Annotated in this window: 20 protein-coding genes; 14 read left to right on the top strand and 6 right to left on the bottom strand. The window is 72.9% G+C overall.

From position 1 onward, the window contains the following. Positions 1 to 185: 185 nt before the first annotated feature. Positions 186 to 320 carry a hypothetical protein gene (locus tag D7231_RS38055; RefSeq protein WP_267470816.1) on the top strand — a complete coding sequence of 45 codons (135 nt, stop codon included), beginning with the start codon at positions 186 to 188 and terminating at the stop codon, positions 318 to 320. 249 nt (positions 321 to 569) lie between these two features. Here the strand turns inward: D7231_RS38055 and D7231_RS00095 are convergent, their stop codons facing one another. Both D7231_RS00095 and D7231_RS00090 read right to left on the bottom strand, forming a co-directional pair. Continuing rightward, positions 570 to 1,499: a phytoene/squalene synthase family protein gene (locus D7231_RS00095; RefSeq protein WP_120752812.1), complete on the bottom strand. Its 930-nt coding sequence runs from the start codon at positions 1,497 to 1,499 to the stop codon at positions 570 to 572. Positions 1,500 to 1,614: 115 nt separating this feature from the next. Further along, positions 1,615 to 2,385 (bottom strand): carbonic anhydrase, encoded by a 771-nt coding sequence (locus D7231_RS00090; RefSeq protein WP_194960850.1) that lies wholly within the window; start codon positions 2,383 to 2,385, stop codon positions 1,615 to 1,617. A gap of 192 nt (positions 2,386 to 2,577) precedes the next feature. On the opposite strand from D7231_RS00090, the gene ubiG reads away from it, so the two are divergent. From ubiG to D7231_RS00055, 7 genes are all read left to right on the top strand, one after another. Then, positions 2,578 to 3,474: a bifunctional 2-polyprenyl-6-hydroxyphenol methylase/3-demethylubiquinol 3-O-methyltransferase UbiG gene (ubiG, locus tag D7231_RS00085; RefSeq protein ID WP_338419807.1), complete on the top strand. Its 897-nt coding sequence runs from the start codon at positions 2,578 to 2,580 to the stop codon at positions 3,472 to 3,474. After that, positions 3,471 to 4,385 (top strand): 1,4-dihydroxy-2-naphthoate polyprenyltransferase, encoded by a 915-nt coding sequence (locus tag D7231_RS00080; protein ID WP_120752810.1) that lies wholly within the window; start codon positions 3,471 to 3,473, stop codon positions 4,383 to 4,385. Before ubiG ends, D7231_RS00080 begins: the two co-directional genes overlap by 4 nt. Positions 4,386 to 4,406: 21 nt before the next feature. Next, positions 4,407 to 5,975 carry a flavin-containing monooxygenase gene (locus D7231_RS00075; protein WP_120752809.1) on the top strand — a complete coding sequence of 523 codons (1,569 nt, stop codon included), beginning with the start codon at positions 4,407 to 4,409 and terminating at the stop codon, positions 5,973 to 5,975. Further along, entirely contained in the window at positions 5,975 to 6,457 is a 483-nt protein-coding gene (locus tag D7231_RS00070) for a DUF2834 domain-containing protein (protein ID WP_120752808.1), read from the top strand. The genes D7231_RS00075 and D7231_RS00070 overlap by 1 nt, the downstream gene beginning before the upstream one ends. Positions 6,458 to 6,477: 20 nt before the next feature. Further along, the gene (locus tag D7231_RS00065) at positions 6,478 to 6,855 is read left to right on the top strand and encodes a peptidase inhibitor family I36 protein (RefSeq protein WP_158673693.1); all 378 of its coding nucleotides are present in this window, start codon (positions 6,478 to 6,480) and stop codon (positions 6,853 to 6,855) included. 111 nt (positions 6,856 to 6,966) lie between these two features. Then, entirely contained in the window at positions 6,967 to 7,191 is a 225-nt protein-coding gene (locus D7231_RS00060; protein ID WP_120752806.1) for a hypothetical protein, read from the top strand. Positions 7,192 to 7,322: 131 nt separating this feature from the next. Next, positions 7,323 to 8,927 carry an ABC-F family ATP-binding cassette domain-containing protein gene (locus D7231_RS00055; RefSeq protein WP_199739272.1) on the top strand — a complete coding sequence of 535 codons (1,605 nt, stop codon included), beginning with the start codon at positions 7,323 to 7,325 and terminating at the stop codon, positions 8,925 to 8,927. Positions 8,928 to 8,978: 51 nt separating this feature from the next. Here the strand turns inward: D7231_RS00055 and D7231_RS00050 are convergent, their stop codons facing one another. Beyond that, on the bottom strand, positions 8,979 to 9,668 hold the full coding sequence (locus D7231_RS00050) for a GNAT family N-acetyltransferase (RefSeq protein ID WP_120752805.1): 690 nt from the start codon (positions 9,666 to 9,668) through the stop codon (positions 8,979 to 8,981). A 260-nt stretch (positions 9,669 to 9,928) separates the two neighbouring features. Between D7231_RS00050 and D7231_RS00045 the strand changes: the two genes are divergently transcribed. The 4 genes from D7231_RS00045 to D7231_RS00030 all read left to right on the top strand — a co-directional run bounded on the left by D7231_RS00045 (position 9,929) and on the right by D7231_RS00030 (position 12,915). Continuing rightward, the gene (locus tag D7231_RS00045; RefSeq protein ID WP_120752804.1) at positions 9,929 to 10,846 is read left to right on the top strand and encodes a LysR family transcriptional regulator; all 918 of its coding nucleotides are present in this window, start codon (positions 9,929 to 9,931) and stop codon (positions 10,844 to 10,846) included. A 133-nt stretch (positions 10,847 to 10,979) separates the two neighbouring features. After that, positions 10,980 to 11,162, top strand: a complete 183-nt coding sequence (dmpI, locus tag D7231_RS00040; RefSeq protein WP_120752803.1) for a 4-oxalocrotonate tautomerase DmpI — start codon at positions 10,980 to 10,982, stop codon at positions 11,160 to 11,162. Positions 11,163 to 11,248: 86 nt separating this feature from the next. Then, the gene (locus D7231_RS00035) at positions 11,249 to 12,091 is read left to right on the top strand and encodes an alpha/beta fold hydrolase (protein ID WP_120752802.1); all 843 of its coding nucleotides are present in this window, start codon (positions 11,249 to 11,251) and stop codon (positions 12,089 to 12,091) included. Positions 12,092 to 12,249: 158 nt separating this feature from the next. Beyond that, the gene (locus D7231_RS00030) at positions 12,250 to 12,915 is read left to right on the top strand and encodes a maltokinase N-terminal cap-like domain-containing protein (RefSeq protein ID WP_120752801.1); all 666 of its coding nucleotides are present in this window, start codon (positions 12,250 to 12,252) and stop codon (positions 12,913 to 12,915) included. A 103-nt stretch (positions 12,916 to 13,018) separates the two neighbouring features. On the opposite strand, the gene D7231_RS00025 is transcribed toward D7231_RS00030, so the two are convergent. Both D7231_RS00025 and D7231_RS00020 read right to left on the bottom strand, forming a co-directional pair. Continuing rightward, complete coding sequence (locus tag D7231_RS00025; protein ID WP_120752800.1) at positions 13,019 to 13,579, bottom strand: GNAT family N-acetyltransferase; 561 nt, start codon at positions 13,577 to 13,579, stop codon at positions 13,019 to 13,021. Positions 13,580 to 13,705: 126 nt separating this feature from the next. Further along, a complete protein-coding gene (locus D7231_RS00020) occupies positions 13,706 to 14,677 on the bottom strand; it encodes an oxidoreductase (RefSeq protein WP_120752799.1) in 972 nt (323 codons plus the stop codon). Between the two features lie 104 nt (positions 14,678 to 14,781). On the opposite strand from D7231_RS00020, the gene D7231_RS00015 reads away from it, so the two are divergent. After that, on the top strand, positions 14,782 to 15,363 hold the full coding sequence (locus D7231_RS00015; protein ID WP_120752798.1) for an acyl-CoA-like ligand-binding transcription factor: 582 nt from the start codon (positions 14,782 to 14,784) through the stop codon (positions 15,361 to 15,363). Positions 15,364 to 15,476: 113 nt separating this feature from the next. After that, a complete protein-coding gene (locus tag D7231_RS00010; RefSeq protein WP_120752797.1) occupies positions 15,477 to 16,580 on the top strand; it encodes a PP2C family protein-serine/threonine phosphatase in 1,104 nt (367 codons plus the stop codon). A 66-nt stretch (positions 16,581 to 16,646) separates the two neighbouring features. On the opposite strand, the gene D7231_RS00005 is transcribed toward D7231_RS00010, so the two are convergent. Then, positions 16,647 to 16,831 (bottom strand): transglycosylase SLT domain-containing protein (locus D7231_RS00005; protein WP_158673692.1); only part of this gene is annotated, 185 nt, incomplete at its 5' end.

Genomic DNA, 16,831 nt, shown 5'->3' with positions numbered 1-16,831 from the left:
CCCCGCATTCGGGTGCTTCACCGATAAAGTCACCTTGTGCCGTACCAGCGCTGACGTCGGGTCAACCTGTCGCGTCGGGGCCTCACCCAGGGGTCTCGGGCGGGGCCGGTAGCGCTGCCGCACCCGAGGGCTCTCTCAGGGTCTCGCCGGCCGGCGGGTCTCGTGGTCCGAGGAAAGGCGCACACATGGTGCAGCACAGAAGGCCGAAAGCGCCGGTCGACTGGAACCTGGTCCGCAGCGTGGCCCGAGCAGTGACGCCGTGGGTGGAACTGCTGACGGCCATGACCACGCTGGCCCTGGTGATGGCCGGCAGGGGATGACCCGCGGGGCGTATCACCAGTACGCCCCGTGGAGCCAACCCTTCGGCTGCCCGTCGCGGGACTCCGGTCCCGCGGCGGGCTCACCTCCGCCCGCGCCGCGTGACGGCACGGCCGTGCGACGGCAGGGCCGCCGCTCACCGGGCGGCCGGCCGACGAGCCCACACACTAACGCACCGGGATGCGCCTCGCCGGGGAACCACGGCGCGACGACCAGCCACCTGGAGGACACCGGCGCACGCATCCCGCACGTCAGCGCCCCCGCCTGCCGTACTCCCGGAGGAGCACCCCGAGCGCGGCGGGCACGGCGGGGCGCGCCGGCCCGCCGAACAGCGCGACGCCCTTCCTCAGGGCCGCGTCGGCGGTGAGCACCTCCAGGGAGACGAACGCCCGGATGAACGCGCGGTGGGCGGGCGGCGCGAAGCCCGGCAGCCGCCGGCTGGCCAGCAGATCGCGCCGCGCCCGGTCCAGCGAGGCCGCCAGCAGGGCCCGCGTCCCCGGCGTGTCCCGTCCCCGCTCCAGGTCGGCGCGGGACACGCCGTGCCGCTCCAGCGCCTCCGCGGGAAGGGCGAGCCGCCCGTCCCGCAGGTCCTCGGCGAGATCGTTGACGAAGTCGAGCCGCTGGCTCCCGTCGATGTAGGCCCGGCACAGCGCGCGGCTGCCGGCGGCGCCGTCGGTCCCGGCGCCGGTGTCCGGTCCCAGCAGGAGACAGGCCACGAGCATGAACGCCGGCAGCGCGTACGCGTCGACGTAGCGCTGGTACCCGGCCTCGTCGGCGAATCCGGTGAAGTCCCGGTCCAGGGAGGCCCCGGCGAGGAACTCCTCGATGTGGCCCTTCATGCGGGGGTGGACGGAGACGGTGTGCAGCAGCGCGCGCAGCACCGGGTGCCCGCTCTCCCCGGAGGCCAGAGCGTCGGCGACCTCCTTCTCCCACGCCGCGGCGTCCTCCGCGGCCGCGTTCCCCGCCTCCGCCGCGCCCTGGTCGAGAAGCGTGTCCGTGTGGTGCATGAACGCGGTCGCGGCGATGACGTGCGGAACGACCTCCGCGGGCAGCAGGAGACGTACGGCCACGTAGGCGTGCCGCCGGTAGGCCGCGACCAGGGAGCGCTGCCGGGTGTAGTCGTCCCGCAGCCGCGGGCCGTGTATGCCCGCGGCGGTGAGCGTCCTGTCCCATGTCTTCATCGTGGTGCCTGCGTCTTCCTGCGGAGGGTGGCGAGCGGAGAGGCGCCGAGCCTATCGAGCGGCCACGGCCTCCCCGGCCGGTCCCTCACGCCGTGCGGAACACCCGCGGGGCGGCTCAGGCAGGGGCGCCGCTGAGGATGTCGACGCGGCCCGTGTCGAGCGAGTAGTAGGCGCTGACCACCGCGAGCGCGCCCTTCTTCACCAGCGGGGAGAGGTCCTTGTTGGAGCGCAGGTCGGCCGCGGTCAGCTCGGACTGGATGCGGATCATGGTGTCGACGGGGTCGGGGCCGCGGTGCTTGAGGGTCTTCTTGTACGCCGGTTGCAGGGCCTCGACGAGCGCTTGCAGGTTGCCGGGCAGGGTCGCGCCGTCGCGCAGGGCGTCGTACGCCGCCTTCGCCGCGCCGCAGCGCTGGTGCCCGAGGACGACGATCAGCGGCGTACCGGTCGTCATGGGTCCGTACTCGACGGATCCGGTGACCACCGGCCCGACCGCCTGCGCGCCGGTGCGCAGCACGTAGAGGTCGCCGAGGCCGGTGTCGAAGAGGAGCTCGGGGGGCACGCGGGAGTCGATGCAGGAGAGGATCACCCCGTACGGCTCCTGCGTCTGGGCCACGAACTGGCGGCGGTCCGGGTCGCGGTCGGGGTGCTGGAGCCTTCCGGTCACCCAGCGCTCGTTGCCCTCCAGCAGCCGCGCGAGCGCCTCCTTGGACGTGACCGGGCGCACGGTCGGCGACGCGGGCGTCGCCTTCAGGTCGGCGGCCGCCGCCTTCCCCGCGCTCTTCGCCTGCCCGGTGTCCTTCGCGCACCCCGAGAGCACGGCCGCGGCGGCGGCCGCGAGACCGCCGGCGAGCATCGCCCGGCGATGCGGATGTCCTGCTGAGTCCATCGGTCGTTCCCCTCGGCATCGCTGACACGCACGCGCGCGCCGGCACCTGGGTCCTGCCGCCGCGGTGATGGCGATTGTTCACCGCGGTACGGGTGGTCCCGCGGGAGGCGCGGAGGGCCGCCGGGCTCATTACCCCCTACGGCCCAACGAAGTTCCGGCCGAAGCCGTCAGCCGTAGCCTTAGCTGCTCCGTGTGGCCCGCGTCGCACCTGACAGGCTAAGCGGGCAACGGGGCGTGAATTCTGGCCACCACCGTACCCGTCGCCCTAGCCTGTGGAAACGGCCTCCGAAAGGCCGCTTCACAGCTGATGCCAAGGCTCCGGAAAAACTTGGCCCGGATCCACCCCGGACGGTGGTTGTGTCAGGGTACAGACGGAATTTCATCTCCGATTACGACGGTCTCGCCGGTCAATGGTGGGACCCCCGCGGGCCGCTTGCGCCGCTCGGCTGGATCGCCCGGGCCCGCGCAGAATTCGTTCCCGCTGCCAATACCGCTGACGGCGGTGCCGATATCCCGCAGGCCCGGCTGCTCGACGTCGCCTGCGGGGGCGGCCTTTTCGGTCCGCATCTGGCCGGCAAGGGATATCGCGTGTTCGGCGTGGACTTGTCGGCCATGGCGCTCAAGGAAGCGCTCGGGCACGGCTTCGACGCGGTCGCCCGCGCCGACATCACCCGGCTTCCGTTCGCCGACGCGTCCTTCGACGTCGTCACGGCGGGGCAATGCCTCGAACACGTACCGGATCCCTACGCCGTGGTGGCGGAGCTGTGCCGGGTCCTGCGCCCCGGCGGCACGCTGATCGTCGACACGATCCCCGACACCCGGACCGCCCGGCTGGTCGCCATCACGCTCGCCGAGAACCTGCCCCTTCCGGGCAGGCCCGCCCGCGGCACCCACGACCACCGCCTCTTCGTCAACCGGGAACGCCTGACCCGCGTCGCGCGGGCGCACGGCGTGGAGCTGCGGCTGCTCGGGCTGCGTCCGCGGTTCCGTGACTTCATCCGCTATCTGGCCGGACGACGCGAGGAGGTCCGCATGGTGCCCATCACGTCCACTTCCGTCCTCTACCTCGGAGTGGGGACGAAGCGATGACGACGACCGTTCATCATCAGCAACAGCAACAGCGGCCGGCCCGGAGCGGCGCGGTGCGGGCATGGCTGGTCGGCGCCCGGCTGAAGACCCTGCCCGTGACCTTGGCTCCGATCGCGGTCGGGGAGGGCATCGCCCATTCGCTCGGTCACGTCAGCTGGTGGCGCACCGTCCTGACGCTGCTGTTCCTGCTGGGCTTCGTCCTCGGCACGAACTTCTTCAACGACTACAGCGACGGAGTGCGGGGAACCGACGACGAGCGCCTGGGGCCGGCCCGGCTCGTGGGCTCCGGGCAGGCTTCGCCCCAACAGGTGCTGCGCTTCGGCATGTTCCTGTACGCCGTCGCGATCCTGGCAGGAGCGGTCCTGGCCGTGACGGTCTCCTGGTGGATGCTCGCCGTGACGGCGTACTGCGGGCTCGCCGGCTGGTTCTACACCGGCGGCCCCCGGCCCTACGGCTACCGGGCGCTCGGCGACCTCAGCATCTTCCTCTTCCACGGCGTCATCGCCGTGTGCGCCACAGCCGCCGTCCAGCTCGGCCGCGTGCCCCCGCTCGCCCTCGGCGCGTCCGTGCCGATCGGCCTGCTGGCCTGCGCGCTGCTGACGACGAACAACCTCCGCGACATACGGACCGACGCCGCCGCGGGAAAGATCACCGTCGCCGTGCTGCTGGGCGACAAGCGCACCCGCGCGTACTACGCGCTCTGCGTCGCCGCCGCCTTCGCGTCCGCGCTGCTCCTGGCCGGCGCCCGGCCCTGGGCACTGCTGGTGATCGCCGCGGTCCCGTCCGCCGTCTTCCCGCTGCGCCGGGTGCTGGGCGGGGCGCGCGGAAGCGACCTGATAGCGGCGCTGGAGCACACCTGCCTGCTGCTGCTCGCGTTCGGGACCCTCCTGGCGATCGGCCTCGCCCTGTAACCAGCCGAAGGAGAGACATCAGTGACACCGGATCACGAAGTGCTGGTGATAGGCGCGGGATTCGCCGGAATAGGCGCGGGTATCCGCCTGCGCCGGGCCGGCATCGAAGACTTCGCCGTCATCGACCAGCAGGACGGAGCCGGCGGTTCCTGGCACACCAACAGGTATCCCGGAATCGCCGTGGACATCACCTCCTTCTCCTACTCCTACGCCTTCGAACCCTTTCCGTCCTGGTCCAGGATCTTCCCTCCCGGAGCGGAGCTGAAGGCGTACGCGGAGCACTGCATCGACAAATACGGTCTCCGGCCCCATTTACGCTTCGGCGCGAAAGTCGTACGCGCCGAATACAGCGAGCCGCACCACCTGTGGCGGATTTCGCTTGCCGACGGCACCGCCATGACGGCCCGGTTCGTCATCTGCGCCACCGGCTGGCTCACCGAGCCGAAGCGCCCCGCCATCGAGGGGCTGGATTCCTTCATGGGCGACGTCCTGCACACCGCGCACTGGGATCCGTCCCTTAAGCTGGCCGGCCGGAGCGTGGGACTGATCGGCACCGGCGCGTCAGCGGTCCAGGTGATCCCGGAGATCGCCCCGCGGGTGGAGTCGCTCCACGTCTACCAGCGCACCCCCATCTGGGTCTTCCCCAAGCCGGACTTCGCCGTTCCGGAGCCCGTCCGCCGGCTGTTCGGGGCGGCACCGTGGACGCAGCGGGCGATCCGGCTGGTCACGGACACCGCGACGGAAGTCGGCTTCGTGATCGCCATGATCCACCACCGCCGGTTCCCCTTCCTGGTGAAGGCCGGGGAAGCGGCCTCCCGGCTCTACCTGCGCAGGCAGGTCAGGGGCGACCGCGAGCTGATGGGCAAGCTCACCCCCGCGTACCGGCTGGGCTGCAAGCGGCCGTCGTTCGGCAAGGGCTACTGGCGGGCCTTCACCCGCGACAACGTCCGTCTCGTGACCGAGCCCATCGAGCGGATCACCGCGACCGGCATCCGTACGGCGGACGGCGACGAGCAGAGGTTCGACGTGCTGCTGCTGGCCACCGGCTTCCAGACCCTGGAGAACCTCCCGCCCTTCCCGGTGCACGGCGCCGGCGGCCGCGAACTCAAGGAGTTCTGGCGGACCGAGCGGTTCCAGGCGTACGAGGGGACGTCGGTCAAGGGGTTCCCGAACCTGTGGTTCATCGTGGGGCCGTACTCCTTCACCGGCGGGTCGTGGTTCGGCATGATCGACTATCAGGTCACCCACGCCCTGCGGGTGATCGGCGAGGCGCGGCGGCGGCGCGCCACGCAAGCCGTCGTCCGGCCGGAGGAGCACGACAGGTCGTTCCGGGAGACGCTGCGCCGCATGCCGCACACCGTGTTCTCGCACGGGAGCTGCCGGGTGTCGAACAGCTACTACTTCGACGAGCGCGGGGACGCGCCTGCCGTCCGGCCGGCCAGCACGTACGAGGCCGCCCGGCGGGCCAGGCGCTTCGACCTCGACGACTACGCGTACGAGTGCGCGTACGACGACGTGCACGAAGAGGCATACGAGGGCGCGCACGCGAAGGCACACGAGGACGAACGACCGCTCCGGAGGCCGGCGTGATGCGACTCGCCGACGTGCGGGGACGGGACCGCTCCCTGTGCCTCTTCTACGGGCTGTTCGGCCTCGCCGGGACCCTCATCATGGGGGCGCTGGCCGTCGCCTTCGTCCGGGAGAACCTGGACGCCGGCCCGTACGGTGTCATACGGAACTTCATCCACGACGCCCTGACCAATCTCGCCTCCCAGTTCATCTACGCCGACCTGGTGCTGATCTGGGCCGCCCTGTCGGCCTTCATGATCGTCGAGTCGCGGCGACTCGGGATCCGCTACGTGTGGGCGTACATCGTGGGCGCCCCGGCGCTGGCGCTGTGCGCGAGCTTCTCGGTCTTCATGTACGTCCGCCAGCTGAAGATCGCGGCTGCCCGTACCGGTACCGGCCCGGCCGGACTCCGGGACGATTCACTGTTTGACGGGCCTATCGGCAGGAAAGGCCACCATCCGGACGGAATGCCAGTGCCGCGAGCCGGGAGGAGACAGGCGTGAGGCCTGCGTCGAGGAAATCAGTGAGGTCCGTGATCGCCGCGGCGGTCGTGGGAGCGTCGGTCCTGTTGCCGGCGGCCGCGGCACAGGGCCGGACACCGGGGCAGGCAGAGAGCCGGACAGCGGGCTGGACCGAGAGCCGGGCTCAGGCGCGGTTCCCCATCTGCCCGCAGGTCATCGGCCTGTGCACGTGGGCGGAGGCCGATGCCGAGGGCCCGGCGAGCATGCTCCAGCGCCCCGCGCCCCGCCTGAACCCGCCCGTCCGCAGCGCGAAGAACCAGACCGGGCAGACCTGGTGCCTCTACCCGCGCCCGTCGTACGCGGGCCGGGCCGTCGTCCTCGGCTCCGGTTCGTACACACCGGGGCTCGGCCTCACGGCCCGGTCGGCGCGGCCCTGCTGATACCGCCCGGTTGATATCGCCCGCCTCGTCCATGAGCGCGAACCGCGCCTCGATGTCCGCGTCCGGACACGTCCGGATGCGTCCGGGCGGATCCGGGCGCAGGCTGGAGGCATGTCAGGTACTGCACGCGTCGTCGTGCACCCGCCGTCGTCGTCGGGCGGCCGGCGGGTGACGGTCGGTGCGGAGAACCTGGGCGTGGCGTACGGCGTCGTGGACGTGATCGAGTTCCTGCGGCGGGCCGGCGTCGCCCCGGACGACATGCAACTGGAGGACCCGCGCCTGGTCGACTGGCGCGGCGGCGGACCCGCCGTGTGGTCCAAGCCCGGAGAGGGCTGAGCGCAAAAAGCAGATGCACAGCGCACCGGGCCGCGTTTACGGTGGCCGCATGTCTACGCCCCGAATTTCCTAGCTGAGGACCCGCTTCCACGCCAGAAGTGTGTCCTTCAGTCTTTTCGGAGCGTTACCCCATGATTACCGTTCGCGGCGCCGAGCTGCGCGCCGGCGCGCGCCTGCTGCTGTCCGGCGTCTCCTTCACCGTCTCCCCCGGCGACCGCATCGGCCTGGTCGGCCGCAACGGCGCGGGCAAGACCACCTTGATGAACGCGCTGGCGGGCCGGGCCCGGCCCGCCGCCGGCACCGTCACCCGTACCGGCCCCGTCGGGTTCCTCGCCCAGGACTCCCGCGCCGCCGACCCGGCCACGACCGTCACCGAGCGCATCCTCTCCGCCCGCGGCCTGGACCTGGCCCTGCGGCAACTGCGCAAGGCCGAAGCCGCGATGGCGGACGCCGCCGGGCCCGGCGCCCTGGAGCGGGCGATGAGCGCCTATGCCCGCGCGGAAGCCGCCTTCCAGGCGGGCGGCGGGTATGCAGCTGAGGCCGAGGCCGCCCGCGTGGCGGCCGGGGTCGGGCTGCCCGACCGGGTCATGCACGAGCCCGTGGGCACGCTGTCCGGCGGGCAGCGGCGCCGGGTGGAGCTGGCCCGCATCCTGTTCGCCGGCCACGGCGGCACGCTGCTGCTCGACGAGCCGACCAACCACCTCGACGCCGACTCCCTCGCCTGGCTGCGCGCGTTCCTCCGGGCGCACACGGGCGGGCTGGTCGTGATCAGCCACGACACGGGCCTGCTCGGCGACGTCGTCAACCGCGTCTTCCACCTCGACGCGACCCGCGCGACGATCGACGTCCACAACACCGGCTGGACCACGTACCTGACGCAGCGGGACACGGACGAACGGCGCCGCGCCCGCGAGCGCGCCGGCGCCGAACGCAAGGCGGCGGCCCTGCACGCCCAGGCGGACAAGATGAAGGCCCGGTCGGCGACGGCCGTGACCGCCAGGAGCATGGCGCGCCGCGCCGACCGCCTCCTCTCCGGGCTCGAACCGGCCCGCCGGACCGAGAAGACCGCGAAGATCCGGCTGCCCGAGCCCGCCCCGTGCGGGCGGATGCCGCTCGGCGCCGCCGGCCTGGCCAAGTCCTACGGCGACCACCGGGTCCTCGCCGGCGTGGACCTCGCCGTGGACCGCGGCAGCCGCCTGGTGGTCCTCGGCCTCAACGGCGCCGGCAAGACCACGCTGCTGCGCGTCCTCGCCGGCGAGGAGCGCCCCGACGCCGGCCGGGTGGTGCACGGGCACGGCCTGCGGCTGGGCTACTTCGCCCAGGAGCACGACACCTTGGACGGCGCGCGCACCGTACGGGAGAACCTCGCCGCGGCCGCCCCGCACCTGACGGACGGCGAGGCCCGGCACGTCCTGGGCGCGTTCCTGTTCTCCGGGGCCGACGCCGACAAGCCGGCGGGCGTCCTCTCCGGCGGCGAGAAGACCCGGCTGGCGCTGGCCGGTCTGGTGCACTCCGGGGCGAACGTCCTGCTCCTGGACGAGCCGACCAACAACCTCGACCCCGCCTCCCGCGGCGAGGTCCTCGCGGCCGTCGGTTCGTACCCCGGCGCGATCGTGATGGTCACCCACGACGAGGGCGCCGTCGACGCGCTGCGCCCCGACCGCGTCCTGCTGCTGCCCGACGCGGACGAGGACCTGTGGAACGAGGACTACCGGGACCTGATCTCCCTCGCCTGAGCCGGTGCGCACGGTTCCTGCCGGCCCCGCCCGGCAGGAGCCGTCACGCCGTCACGCCGGAACGAGGGTGCGTATCCGTGTCGTCCCGCGGTGCCCGCGCTCGCCCACCCGCCGCCGGAGCTGTGCGCGCACCCGGGGCCACTCCTCGTCGAGGATCGAGTAGAACGCCGTGCCCCGGACCACGCCGTCCAGGCCGCGGGTGTGGGCGCGGTGCACGCCTTCGAGGACCGCGCCGAGCCGCTCGATCGCGGCGCGTGAGCGTACGTTGCGGGCGTCGGCGCGCAGGGACACCCGGCGTACGCCCCAGGTCTCGAAGGCGTGCCGCAGCATCAGCAACTTGGCCTCGGTGTTGATGCCCGTGCCCTGGGCGGCCGCGGAGAGCCAGGTGCCGCCGATCTCCGCGGCGTCGGGGATCGCGGTGAGCGGCGGGCCCAGCGGGCCGCGCGGGGCCGGCGGCCAGAGCACCGGGCCCTGCCAGTAGTCCAGCTCGCAGAAGCGGGTCGACCCCACGACCCGCCCGTCCGCGACCCGCACCGTGGCGAAGGGCATCGCCCGCCCCGCCGCCCGCGCCGCCAGCGCGTCGGCGACGTACTGCCCGGTCGCCTCGACCCCGCTGGGCACGGGCGTGAAGGCATAGCTGCCGCGGTCTTCGGCGGCGGCCGCGGCCAGGGCCTCGACATGGTGCTCGGCGAGCGGCTCGAGCCGGACGGCGCGACCGTGGAGGGTGACAGGTACGGGCACGGGCCTTGCATCCTTGAGCGGAGGAACAGGGGAAAAGCAGAGGGGAAAAGCAGAGGGAGGAACAGCGGATCAGGCTGTGGGGTCAGTGTGTGCTCCATGCGGCGCCGCAAGGGGGGCCGAAAGATGAATGCCGGGTGACAACAGAGTGAAGTCGAGAGGGTGAGCCCCCCGGCCCGGGCCCGCGGTCCCGGGCGCTCGCGTCCCCGTGCCGATGCGGCAGGATCGACCGGGTCGAGCGTCAATCAGGGGAGGGGGCGCCGGTGGAGCTGCGTCAGCTGCGCTATTTCGTGACCGTCGCGGAGGAGCTGCACTTCGGGCGGGCGGCCGAGCGGCTGGTGATCGGCCAGCCGGCCGTCAGCCAGCAGATACGGCGGCTGGAACGGGAGCTGAAGGTCGAGCTGTTCGACCGGTCGCCCCGGCTGGTCCGGCTCACGGCGGCCGGGCAGGCCTTCCTGCCCGCGGCCCGTGCCGTGCTGGCCGCGGAAGACGCCGCTCGGGCGGTGGCGGCGGAGCTGGCCGGCAGCGGTGCCGGCGTCTTCCGGCTCGGCACGGTCACCGGGCTCGGCGAGCGGCTCGACCGGGTGCTGGACGCCTTCGAGAAGCACGCGCCGGGCGTACGGGTGGAGCTGGTGACGCTTCCGGTACGGGAGCGGCTCGCGCGGCTCGCCGACGGCAGGCTGGACGCCGCGTTCGTCCGCGGCGCCGCCCCGGCCGCCGGCACGGCGGCGGCACGGGACGGTGCCGAACTGCGCCGCCGCGTGGTCTGGGAGGACGAGCTGATGGCCGCGATACCCGCCCGGCACCCGCTCGCGGAGCGGCCTGCGGTGGGCCTCGCCGAACTCGCGGAACTGCCGCTGCGCCTGACCGAGCGCCGGAATCACCCGTCGTTGGTCGACCTCGTCCTGGGAAGCTGCCGGCGGGCGGGCTTCGAGCCCGTGCCCGGCCCGGCGTACAGCTCCCTCCAGGACACCCTCGCGGCGATCGGATCGGGTACGCCGATGTGGACGGTGGTGTACGCCGGCAACGCCCGGCGGATGACGCTGCCGAGGGTCGCCTTCGTCCCCTTCGCCGCGCCCGGGCTCCGGCTGCCCGTCGAGCTGGTGGTCCGCGGCGGCGCGTCCTCCAGGCCGCTCGCCTTGCTGCGCGACGCCGTGATGGACGCCCCTTCCCCCGCCTGACCAGCGACGATCAGCAATCGTGATCGCTGCGAGAGCGATCCGGGTCTGGGTGGCGAGGGGGCCCGCGCGGTGAACTGTTTCCCGGCAGCAACGCCTATCGGCCTTACCGGCCCCACCGTGAAGGAGCACCCTCATGCCCATCGTCACCATTCAGCAGGGCCCCCGCGACATCGAGCTCAAGCGTGACCTGGTGGCCCGGGTCACCGACGCCTTCGTGGACTCCCTCCAGATCCCGGCCGAGGCCGTGCAGGTGTGGATCCACGAGGTGCCGGCCGACAGCTGGGGCGTTGCGGGAAAGCTGACCGCCGACAAGTGAACGGCCCCGCCGGGCCCACGGCCGCCGCCGTGGGCCCGGCCCGCGGCCCGAAAGGAGCCGTTGACGGCGCTCCTACAGTGCTGTGTATGAGGGAAGCCCTGGTATCCGCAGGCACCATCGAGTACGACGTGACCGGATCGGGGCCGCCGGTCGTCCTGTTGCACGGGCTGCTGATGGATCACACGCTGTGGGACCGCGTCCTGCCCCTCCTCCCGGCGGGGTTCACGTACGTGCGGCCGGTCCTGCCGCTCGGCGCCCACCGCCGGCCGATGCGCCCGGACGCCGACCTCACCCTGCCCGGGCAGGTCCGCCTGGTCGCCGGCTTCCTCGACGCGCTCGGTCTCGACGGCGTCACCTTGGTGCACGCGGACTGGGGCGGGGCGCTGTTCCTCACCGCCCACGGGCTGGACCGGCGCGTGGCCCGGCAGGTGATCCTCCCGTGCGAGGCGTTCGACAACTTCCCGCCCGGCCTGCCGGGCAGGATGGTGTCCCTCGCCGTCCGCGTGCCCGGCGGGCTCCAGCTCGCCGCCCGCCAGCTGCGCGTGGCCCGGCTGCGCCGGCTGCCCATGCTGCTCGGGCAGATGGCGCGGCGGCCGCTGCCGGACGCACTCGCGCGCCGCTGGACCGAGCCGCTCCTGCGCGACCCCGCCGTCCGGCGCGACCTGCTCGCCTACTGCCGCGGGCCGTTCGACAAGCAGACGCTCATCCGCGACACGGAGGCCCTGCGCCGCTTCCCCGGCGACGCGCTCGTCCTGTGGTCCCCCGACAACCGCGTCATGCCGCCCGAGCACGGCCCCCGCCTGGCGGCGCTGCTGCCGGCGGGCCGGTACGCCGAAGTGCCCGGCGCGTACGTGCTGTCCATGCTGGACGAACCGGAGGCCGTGGCACGGGAGATCGGCGCCTTCCTCACGTCTCCGCCGGCCCGGTAGCCACGGCAGGCAGGGGCGCCCGCGCCTTCACCGCCCCCGGGGCTCCGGGGTAGTCCCTCGTGAGGTCCGTGAGGTCCGTGCCGCGGTCCGGTTCGGTGATCATGGGAAAGTATGGGCGTTCGCAGCACGCGCTACGGAAACCGAAGAGGACTCACGGTATGGCCGTCATCCATAGCACCACCCTCAAGCCGAACAAACTCGAACTGCTCACCTCCTGGCTCCCCTCCAGGCCGTGGTACCGGGGAGGCGCGGGAGAGCCGCAGCTGACCAGGGCCGGCGGGTTCCGGCTCGACGACCCGCAGGGCGAGGTCGGCATGGAGTTCATCGTGGTCACCGACACCGGTGGCGCCGAGCCGGTCTCCTACCTGGTGCCGCTCACCTACCGCGGCGCCCCGCTGGACGGAGCGGAGCACGCCCTCGTCGGCACGATGCAGCACGGGGTGCTGGGGCGGCGCTGGGTCTACGACGGGTGTCACGACCCGGTGCTGGTCGCCGAGTTGCTCGCCCTGATCGAGGGCCGGGCGCAAGCCCAGGACCAGGACGTCAGCGACGCCCCCGACCGGGAGGTCACCCGCTCGTTCACCGGTGACGGCCCGGTCGCGGCCCCGGCGTCGCCGGCCGAACTCACCGCCACGGACGGCCGGGAGGGCACCGAGCTGCCCGTTCCGCACGGCGCCACGCTCCGCCTGCACCGGCTCCTCCGGCCCGGCACCGACGGCCCCACCGCGGGAACGGCCGGCCACGTCGGCGGCTGCTGGCAGCTGCCGGACGGCACACGCGCCCGGGGCCTGTTCGCCACGCTGCACACCGCCGCCGGGGCCTGAGCCACGGGCTTCGCATGCGTCGCACACGCGTCGCGTGCTGTGAGGCGGAGCCCGGCGATCCGCGGAGGCGCCGGGCTCCCCGCCGCCGCGCGGCCCGCCGGGTTCAGGAAGCCCGCTCGGCCTCGCGCCACTGCGGGGCGAGCACCGACCAGATCTCCTCGTCGTGCCGCTTTCCCCGGTACAGGAAGCTCTCGCGCAGTACGCCGTCCCTCGTCATGCCGAGGCGCCGGGCCACGGCCTTGCTGGGCTCGTTCTCCGCGGAGACCCACCACTCCACGCGGTGGATGCCCCGCTCCTGGACGGCCCAGTCGATGAGCGCGCGCACGGCGCGGGTCACCAGCCCCTTGCCCACCGCCGCCGGCTCCAGCCAGCAGCCCGCCTCGGCGGTGCCCTGCTCGACGTCCATCGTCCGCAGGCAGACCGCGCCGACCAGCGTGCCGCCCGTCCAGATGCCGCAGATCCGCCCGGTGTCGGCCGCGGCCTTCTCCACGTACGTCCGGAGGAACGCCCGGCTCGATCCCAGGTCCGTGATGATGTCGGGCAGCCCGTTGTACTGCCCGATGAACTCCCGTCCCCGGTCCACGTGGGCCAGGAGCTCCCCGGCCTGCCACGGTTCGAGCGGGCGCAGCTCCGCGCCGTCGTCACCCAGGGATATCGCGTACATCTTCGCCCTCCACGGCCGGAACCCGTGCAACTGGTGCACCAGTGCGGGAGGATCTCACACGGGCGGTCCGGGCCCGGGGGAGCCTGTCAGTACAGGTCAGAGCCGGTCGGAGCAGGCCGGGGCCGGTCAGACCAGGCCAGCAGGCCGACCGGCCGGGATCGGGAACCGCACCCCGGTCATGCGTTCCGACAGCTCCCACAGGCGCCGCGCGGTCGCGGAGTCGGCTGCCGCGGGGGCGAGCGGCACCCGCGTCGGGCCGCCGCGCAGCTCGGCCGGGCCGTCGGGGCCGATGAACTGACCGCCCTCCGCGTCCGGGGCGGTGGCCGCGTAGAGCTGCGGCAGCGCGCCCTGAGCCGGGGTCTGGGCGAAGAGGGGGTTGCCGATCCTGCCGAAGACAACCCGCCACAGGCCGGTCGGCGCGCTCGTCTGAAGGTTGGTGGCGGTGTAGCCGGGGTGGGCGAGCACGCTGCGCACCGGGCTGGCGACGCCGGCCAGCCGCCGGTGGAGCTCGTACCCGAAGACGGCGTTGGCGAGCTTCGACTGGTTGTAGAAGCCCATGGGCGAGTACGCGCGCTCACCGGCGAGGTCGTCGAAGCGGAGGCGCGCCTTGCGGTGGTTGACCGAGCTCACCGTGACCACGCGGGGGGCGCGCCCGGCGGTCAGCAGGTCGAGCAGAAGCCCGGTGAGCGCGAAGTGGCCGAGGTGGTTGCAGGCGAACTGCAACTCGTGGCCTTGCGCGCTCAGCGACCGGGGCGGCGCCATCACTCCGGCGTTGTTGATGAGCACGTCCAGCCGCGGGTGGTCGGCGTGCAGCCGGTCGGAGAAGTCCCGGACCGAGTCGAGGTCGGCCAGGTCGAGGCGGCGTACGTCGAGCCGGGCGCCCGGCCGTCCGGCGGTGATGCCGGCGGCCGCCCTGCGGCCCTTCTCCTCGTCGCGCACCGCCAGAATCACGTGCCCGCCCCGGTGGGCGAGCGCCCGGGTGGTCGCCAGGCCGAGGCCGCTGTTGGCTCCGGTGACGACGAACACCCGCCCGGTCTGGTCCGGCATCTGCCCGGCGGTCCACTGCTGCTTCGTAGCCTGCTTCACCTGCTTGGTCATGCGGCACACACTGCCCCTGCTGTCACTCGGTGTCAAGGTGTCATCGAGTGCCATGCGAGGCATGGCGTTACCATCGTCCGGTGAGTTCCCGCCCCGAAGTGAGCATGGCTCAGCGCAAACGGCAGCTCGTCTCGAACGAGCTGACCGAAGCCGCGCTGCAACTACTGGCGTCGAACGGGTTCGACGCGGTCACCATCGACGAGATCGCGACGGCCGCCGGCGTCTCCAAGCGGACGTTCTTCCGCTACTTCGCGTCCAAGGAGGACGTGGTCGTCCAGTTCCTGGCCGGTATGGGCGCCGACATGCACACGGCGCTGGCGGCCCGCCCCGCCGGGGAGCGGCCGTCCGCGGCGCTGCGGCACACCGTGGGCGTCCCCATCGCCACCTGCGCCGACCACTCCGACCGGGCGCTGCGCGTGGTGCAGCTGATCCTGCGCACCCCCGCCCTGCACGCGCGCTTCCTCGAACGCCAGGCGCAGTGGCGCGACGACCTGGCGGCGGAGCTGGCGCACCGGCTGGGGCGCGACCCCGGCACCGACCTGTATCCGCGGCTGGCCGCCGGGATGGCACTGACCGCGTTCGACGCGGTGCTGCACCGGTGGAGCGGCAGCGACGGTGCCGAGGACCCCGACGAACTGATCGACCGCGCGTTCGCCGTCATCGCCCCGGCGCTGGACGCCGTCTGACCCGGCCCGACGGCGTCCGACGCCGTCCGGAGGCGTCCCCTGCCGGGCACCGTCCCGGCGCCTCCCCCGTGTCGCAGGGGCCGGACGGCAGGGACGGGCGGTAAGCAAGGGACATGCGCATCCAGTTCCCGCCGGCAGGAGCCCGTCTCTCGGGGGGCCGGCGCGCGCTGCTTGCCGCACCCCTGGGGCTGATCGCCGTGATCATGGTGGCGGATCTGTCGACCGGCCCGGACATCCACCTCGGCCCGCTGCTCGTCGCCGCTCCTGCGCTCACCGCGACGTTCGGCAGCGCACGGCTGACCGCGGCGATCGGAGCCGTGGCCGTCGCCGCGCAGATCGTCCTGGGCCTCCTCTTCGGCCGCACCTTGACGGCGGACCACCAGACGCAGACGGCGGCCCTGTTCCTGGCCACCATCTTCCTCGTGGCCTTCCGTGCCGTCCACGAACGGCGCGAACAAGCGCTCGACCGCGCCCGCTGGGTCGCCGACGTGGCGCAGAAGGTCCTGCTCAAGCCCCTTCCGGCGCAGATCGGCCCGCTGGAGCTGGCCTCGGCGTACGTGGCGGCCGAGGCCGAGGCGCAGATCGGTGGCGACCTGTACGCGGCGGTCCGCGCCCGGGACGCCACCCGCCTCCTGATCGGCGACTCGCGCGGCAAGGGCTTCACCGCCGTCGGGGACGCCGCCCTGCTCCTCGGCGCCTTCCACGCCGCCGCGCACCGCTTCCCCCCGCTCCCCCGGCTGGTCGCACACTTGCACAACACCGTGTACTGGGACGCCGAGGAACCGGCCGACGACCTCGCGGCGGGGGAAAGCTTCATCACGGCGGCCGTCCTGGAGATCCCCGACGGCGAGCCCCGGGTGCACGTCATCGACTGCGGCCACCCGCCACCGATCCTCGTCCGCGGCGGCGAAGTCGTACCCCTGGAGATTCCCGACCCGTACCTGCCCCTCGGTCTGGGGGCGCCCACGACGGAGAAGGACTACGAAGCCGACACCTTCGAGTTCCCCGTCGGCGCGCTGCTCCTGCTGTACACCGACGGCGTCATCGAGGCCCGCGACGCCCACGGCACGTTCTATCCCCTCACCGAGCGGCTGGCGTCGTGGGGCGAGCGGGATCCCCGGAGCCTGGTACGGCGCCTCCACGAGGACCTGCTCGACCACGCGGGCGGATCCCTCGGCGACGACGCCGCGCTGATCGCCATCAGGCGCAAACCGTAAAGGGCGGTGGCGCCCCGGATTCCGTTCCGGGGCGCCACCGCCCTTGCGATGATGTTCAGCTACGACTCAGTACGCGGAGTTGACGTTGTCCATCGAGCCGTACTTGTCGGCCGCGTAGTTGCAAGCGGCGGTGATGTTGGCGACCGGGTCGTAGATGTCCCAGGACGTGCCCTCGACGTGGTACGCCTTGAACGTCGGGTCGATCACCTGAAGCAGACCCTTCGACGGCACACCGTTCACGGCATTGACGT

It is taken from the genome of Streptomyces klenkii, from assembly GCF_003626645.1.
Taxonomy (GTDB): Bacteria; Actinomycetota; Actinomycetes; order Streptomycetales; family Streptomycetaceae; genus Streptomyces; species Streptomyces klenkii.
The sequence above is the reverse complement of the archived record's forward strand: the minus strand, read 5'-3'. Positions and strand labels throughout refer to the sequence as shown.

Excerpts from the sequence above, each read along its gene's own strand:
- D7231_RS38055 (WP_267470816.1), top strand. The coding sequence starts at position 186 with ATGGTGCAGCACAGAAGGCCGAAAGCGCCGGTCGACTGGAACCTGGTC.
- D7231_RS00095 (WP_120752812.1), bottom strand. The coding sequence starts at position 1,499 with ATGAAGACATGGGACAGGACGCTCACCGCCGCGGGCATACACGGCCCG.
- D7231_RS00090 (WP_194960850.1), bottom strand. The coding sequence starts at position 2,385 with ATGGACTCAGCAGGACATCCGCATCGCCGGGCGATGCTCGCCGGCGGT.
- D7231_RS00080 (WP_120752810.1), top strand. The coding sequence starts at position 3,471 with ATGACGACGACCGTTCATCATCAGCAACAGCAACAGCGGCCGGCCCGG.
- D7231_RS00070 (WP_120752808.1), top strand. The coding sequence starts at position 5,975 with ATGCGACTCGCCGACGTGCGGGGACGGGACCGCTCCCTGTGCCTCTTC.
- D7231_RS00060 (WP_120752806.1), top strand. The coding sequence starts at position 6,967 with ATGTCAGGTACTGCACGCGTCGTCGTGCACCCGCCGTCGTCGTCGGGC.
- D7231_RS00055 (WP_199739272.1), top strand. The coding sequence starts at position 7,323 with ATGATTACCGTTCGCGGCGCCGAGCTGCGCGCCGGCGCGCGCCTGCTG.
- dmpI (WP_120752803.1), top strand. The coding sequence starts at position 10,980 with ATGCCCATCGTCACCATTCAGCAGGGCCCCCGCGACATCGAGCTCAAG.
- D7231_RS00035 (WP_120752802.1), top strand. The coding sequence starts at position 11,249 with ATGAGGGAAGCCCTGGTATCCGCAGGCACCATCGAGTACGACGTGACC.
- D7231_RS00030 (WP_120752801.1), top strand. The coding sequence starts at position 12,250 with ATGGCCGTCATCCATAGCACCACCCTCAAGCCGAACAAACTCGAACTG.
- D7231_RS00025 (WP_120752800.1), bottom strand. The coding sequence starts at position 13,579 with ATGTACGCGATATCCCTGGGTGACGACGGCGCGGAGCTGCGCCCGCTC.
- D7231_RS00020 (WP_120752799.1), bottom strand. The coding sequence starts at position 14,677 with ATGACCAAGCAGGTGAAGCAGGCTACGAAGCAGCAGTGGACCGCCGGG.
- D7231_RS00015 (WP_120752798.1), top strand. The coding sequence starts at position 14,782 with ATGGCTCAGCGCAAACGGCAGCTCGTCTCGAACGAGCTGACCGAAGCC.
- D7231_RS00010 (WP_120752797.1), top strand. The coding sequence starts at position 15,477 with ATGCGCATCCAGTTCCCGCCGGCAGGAGCCCGTCTCTCGGGGGGCCGG.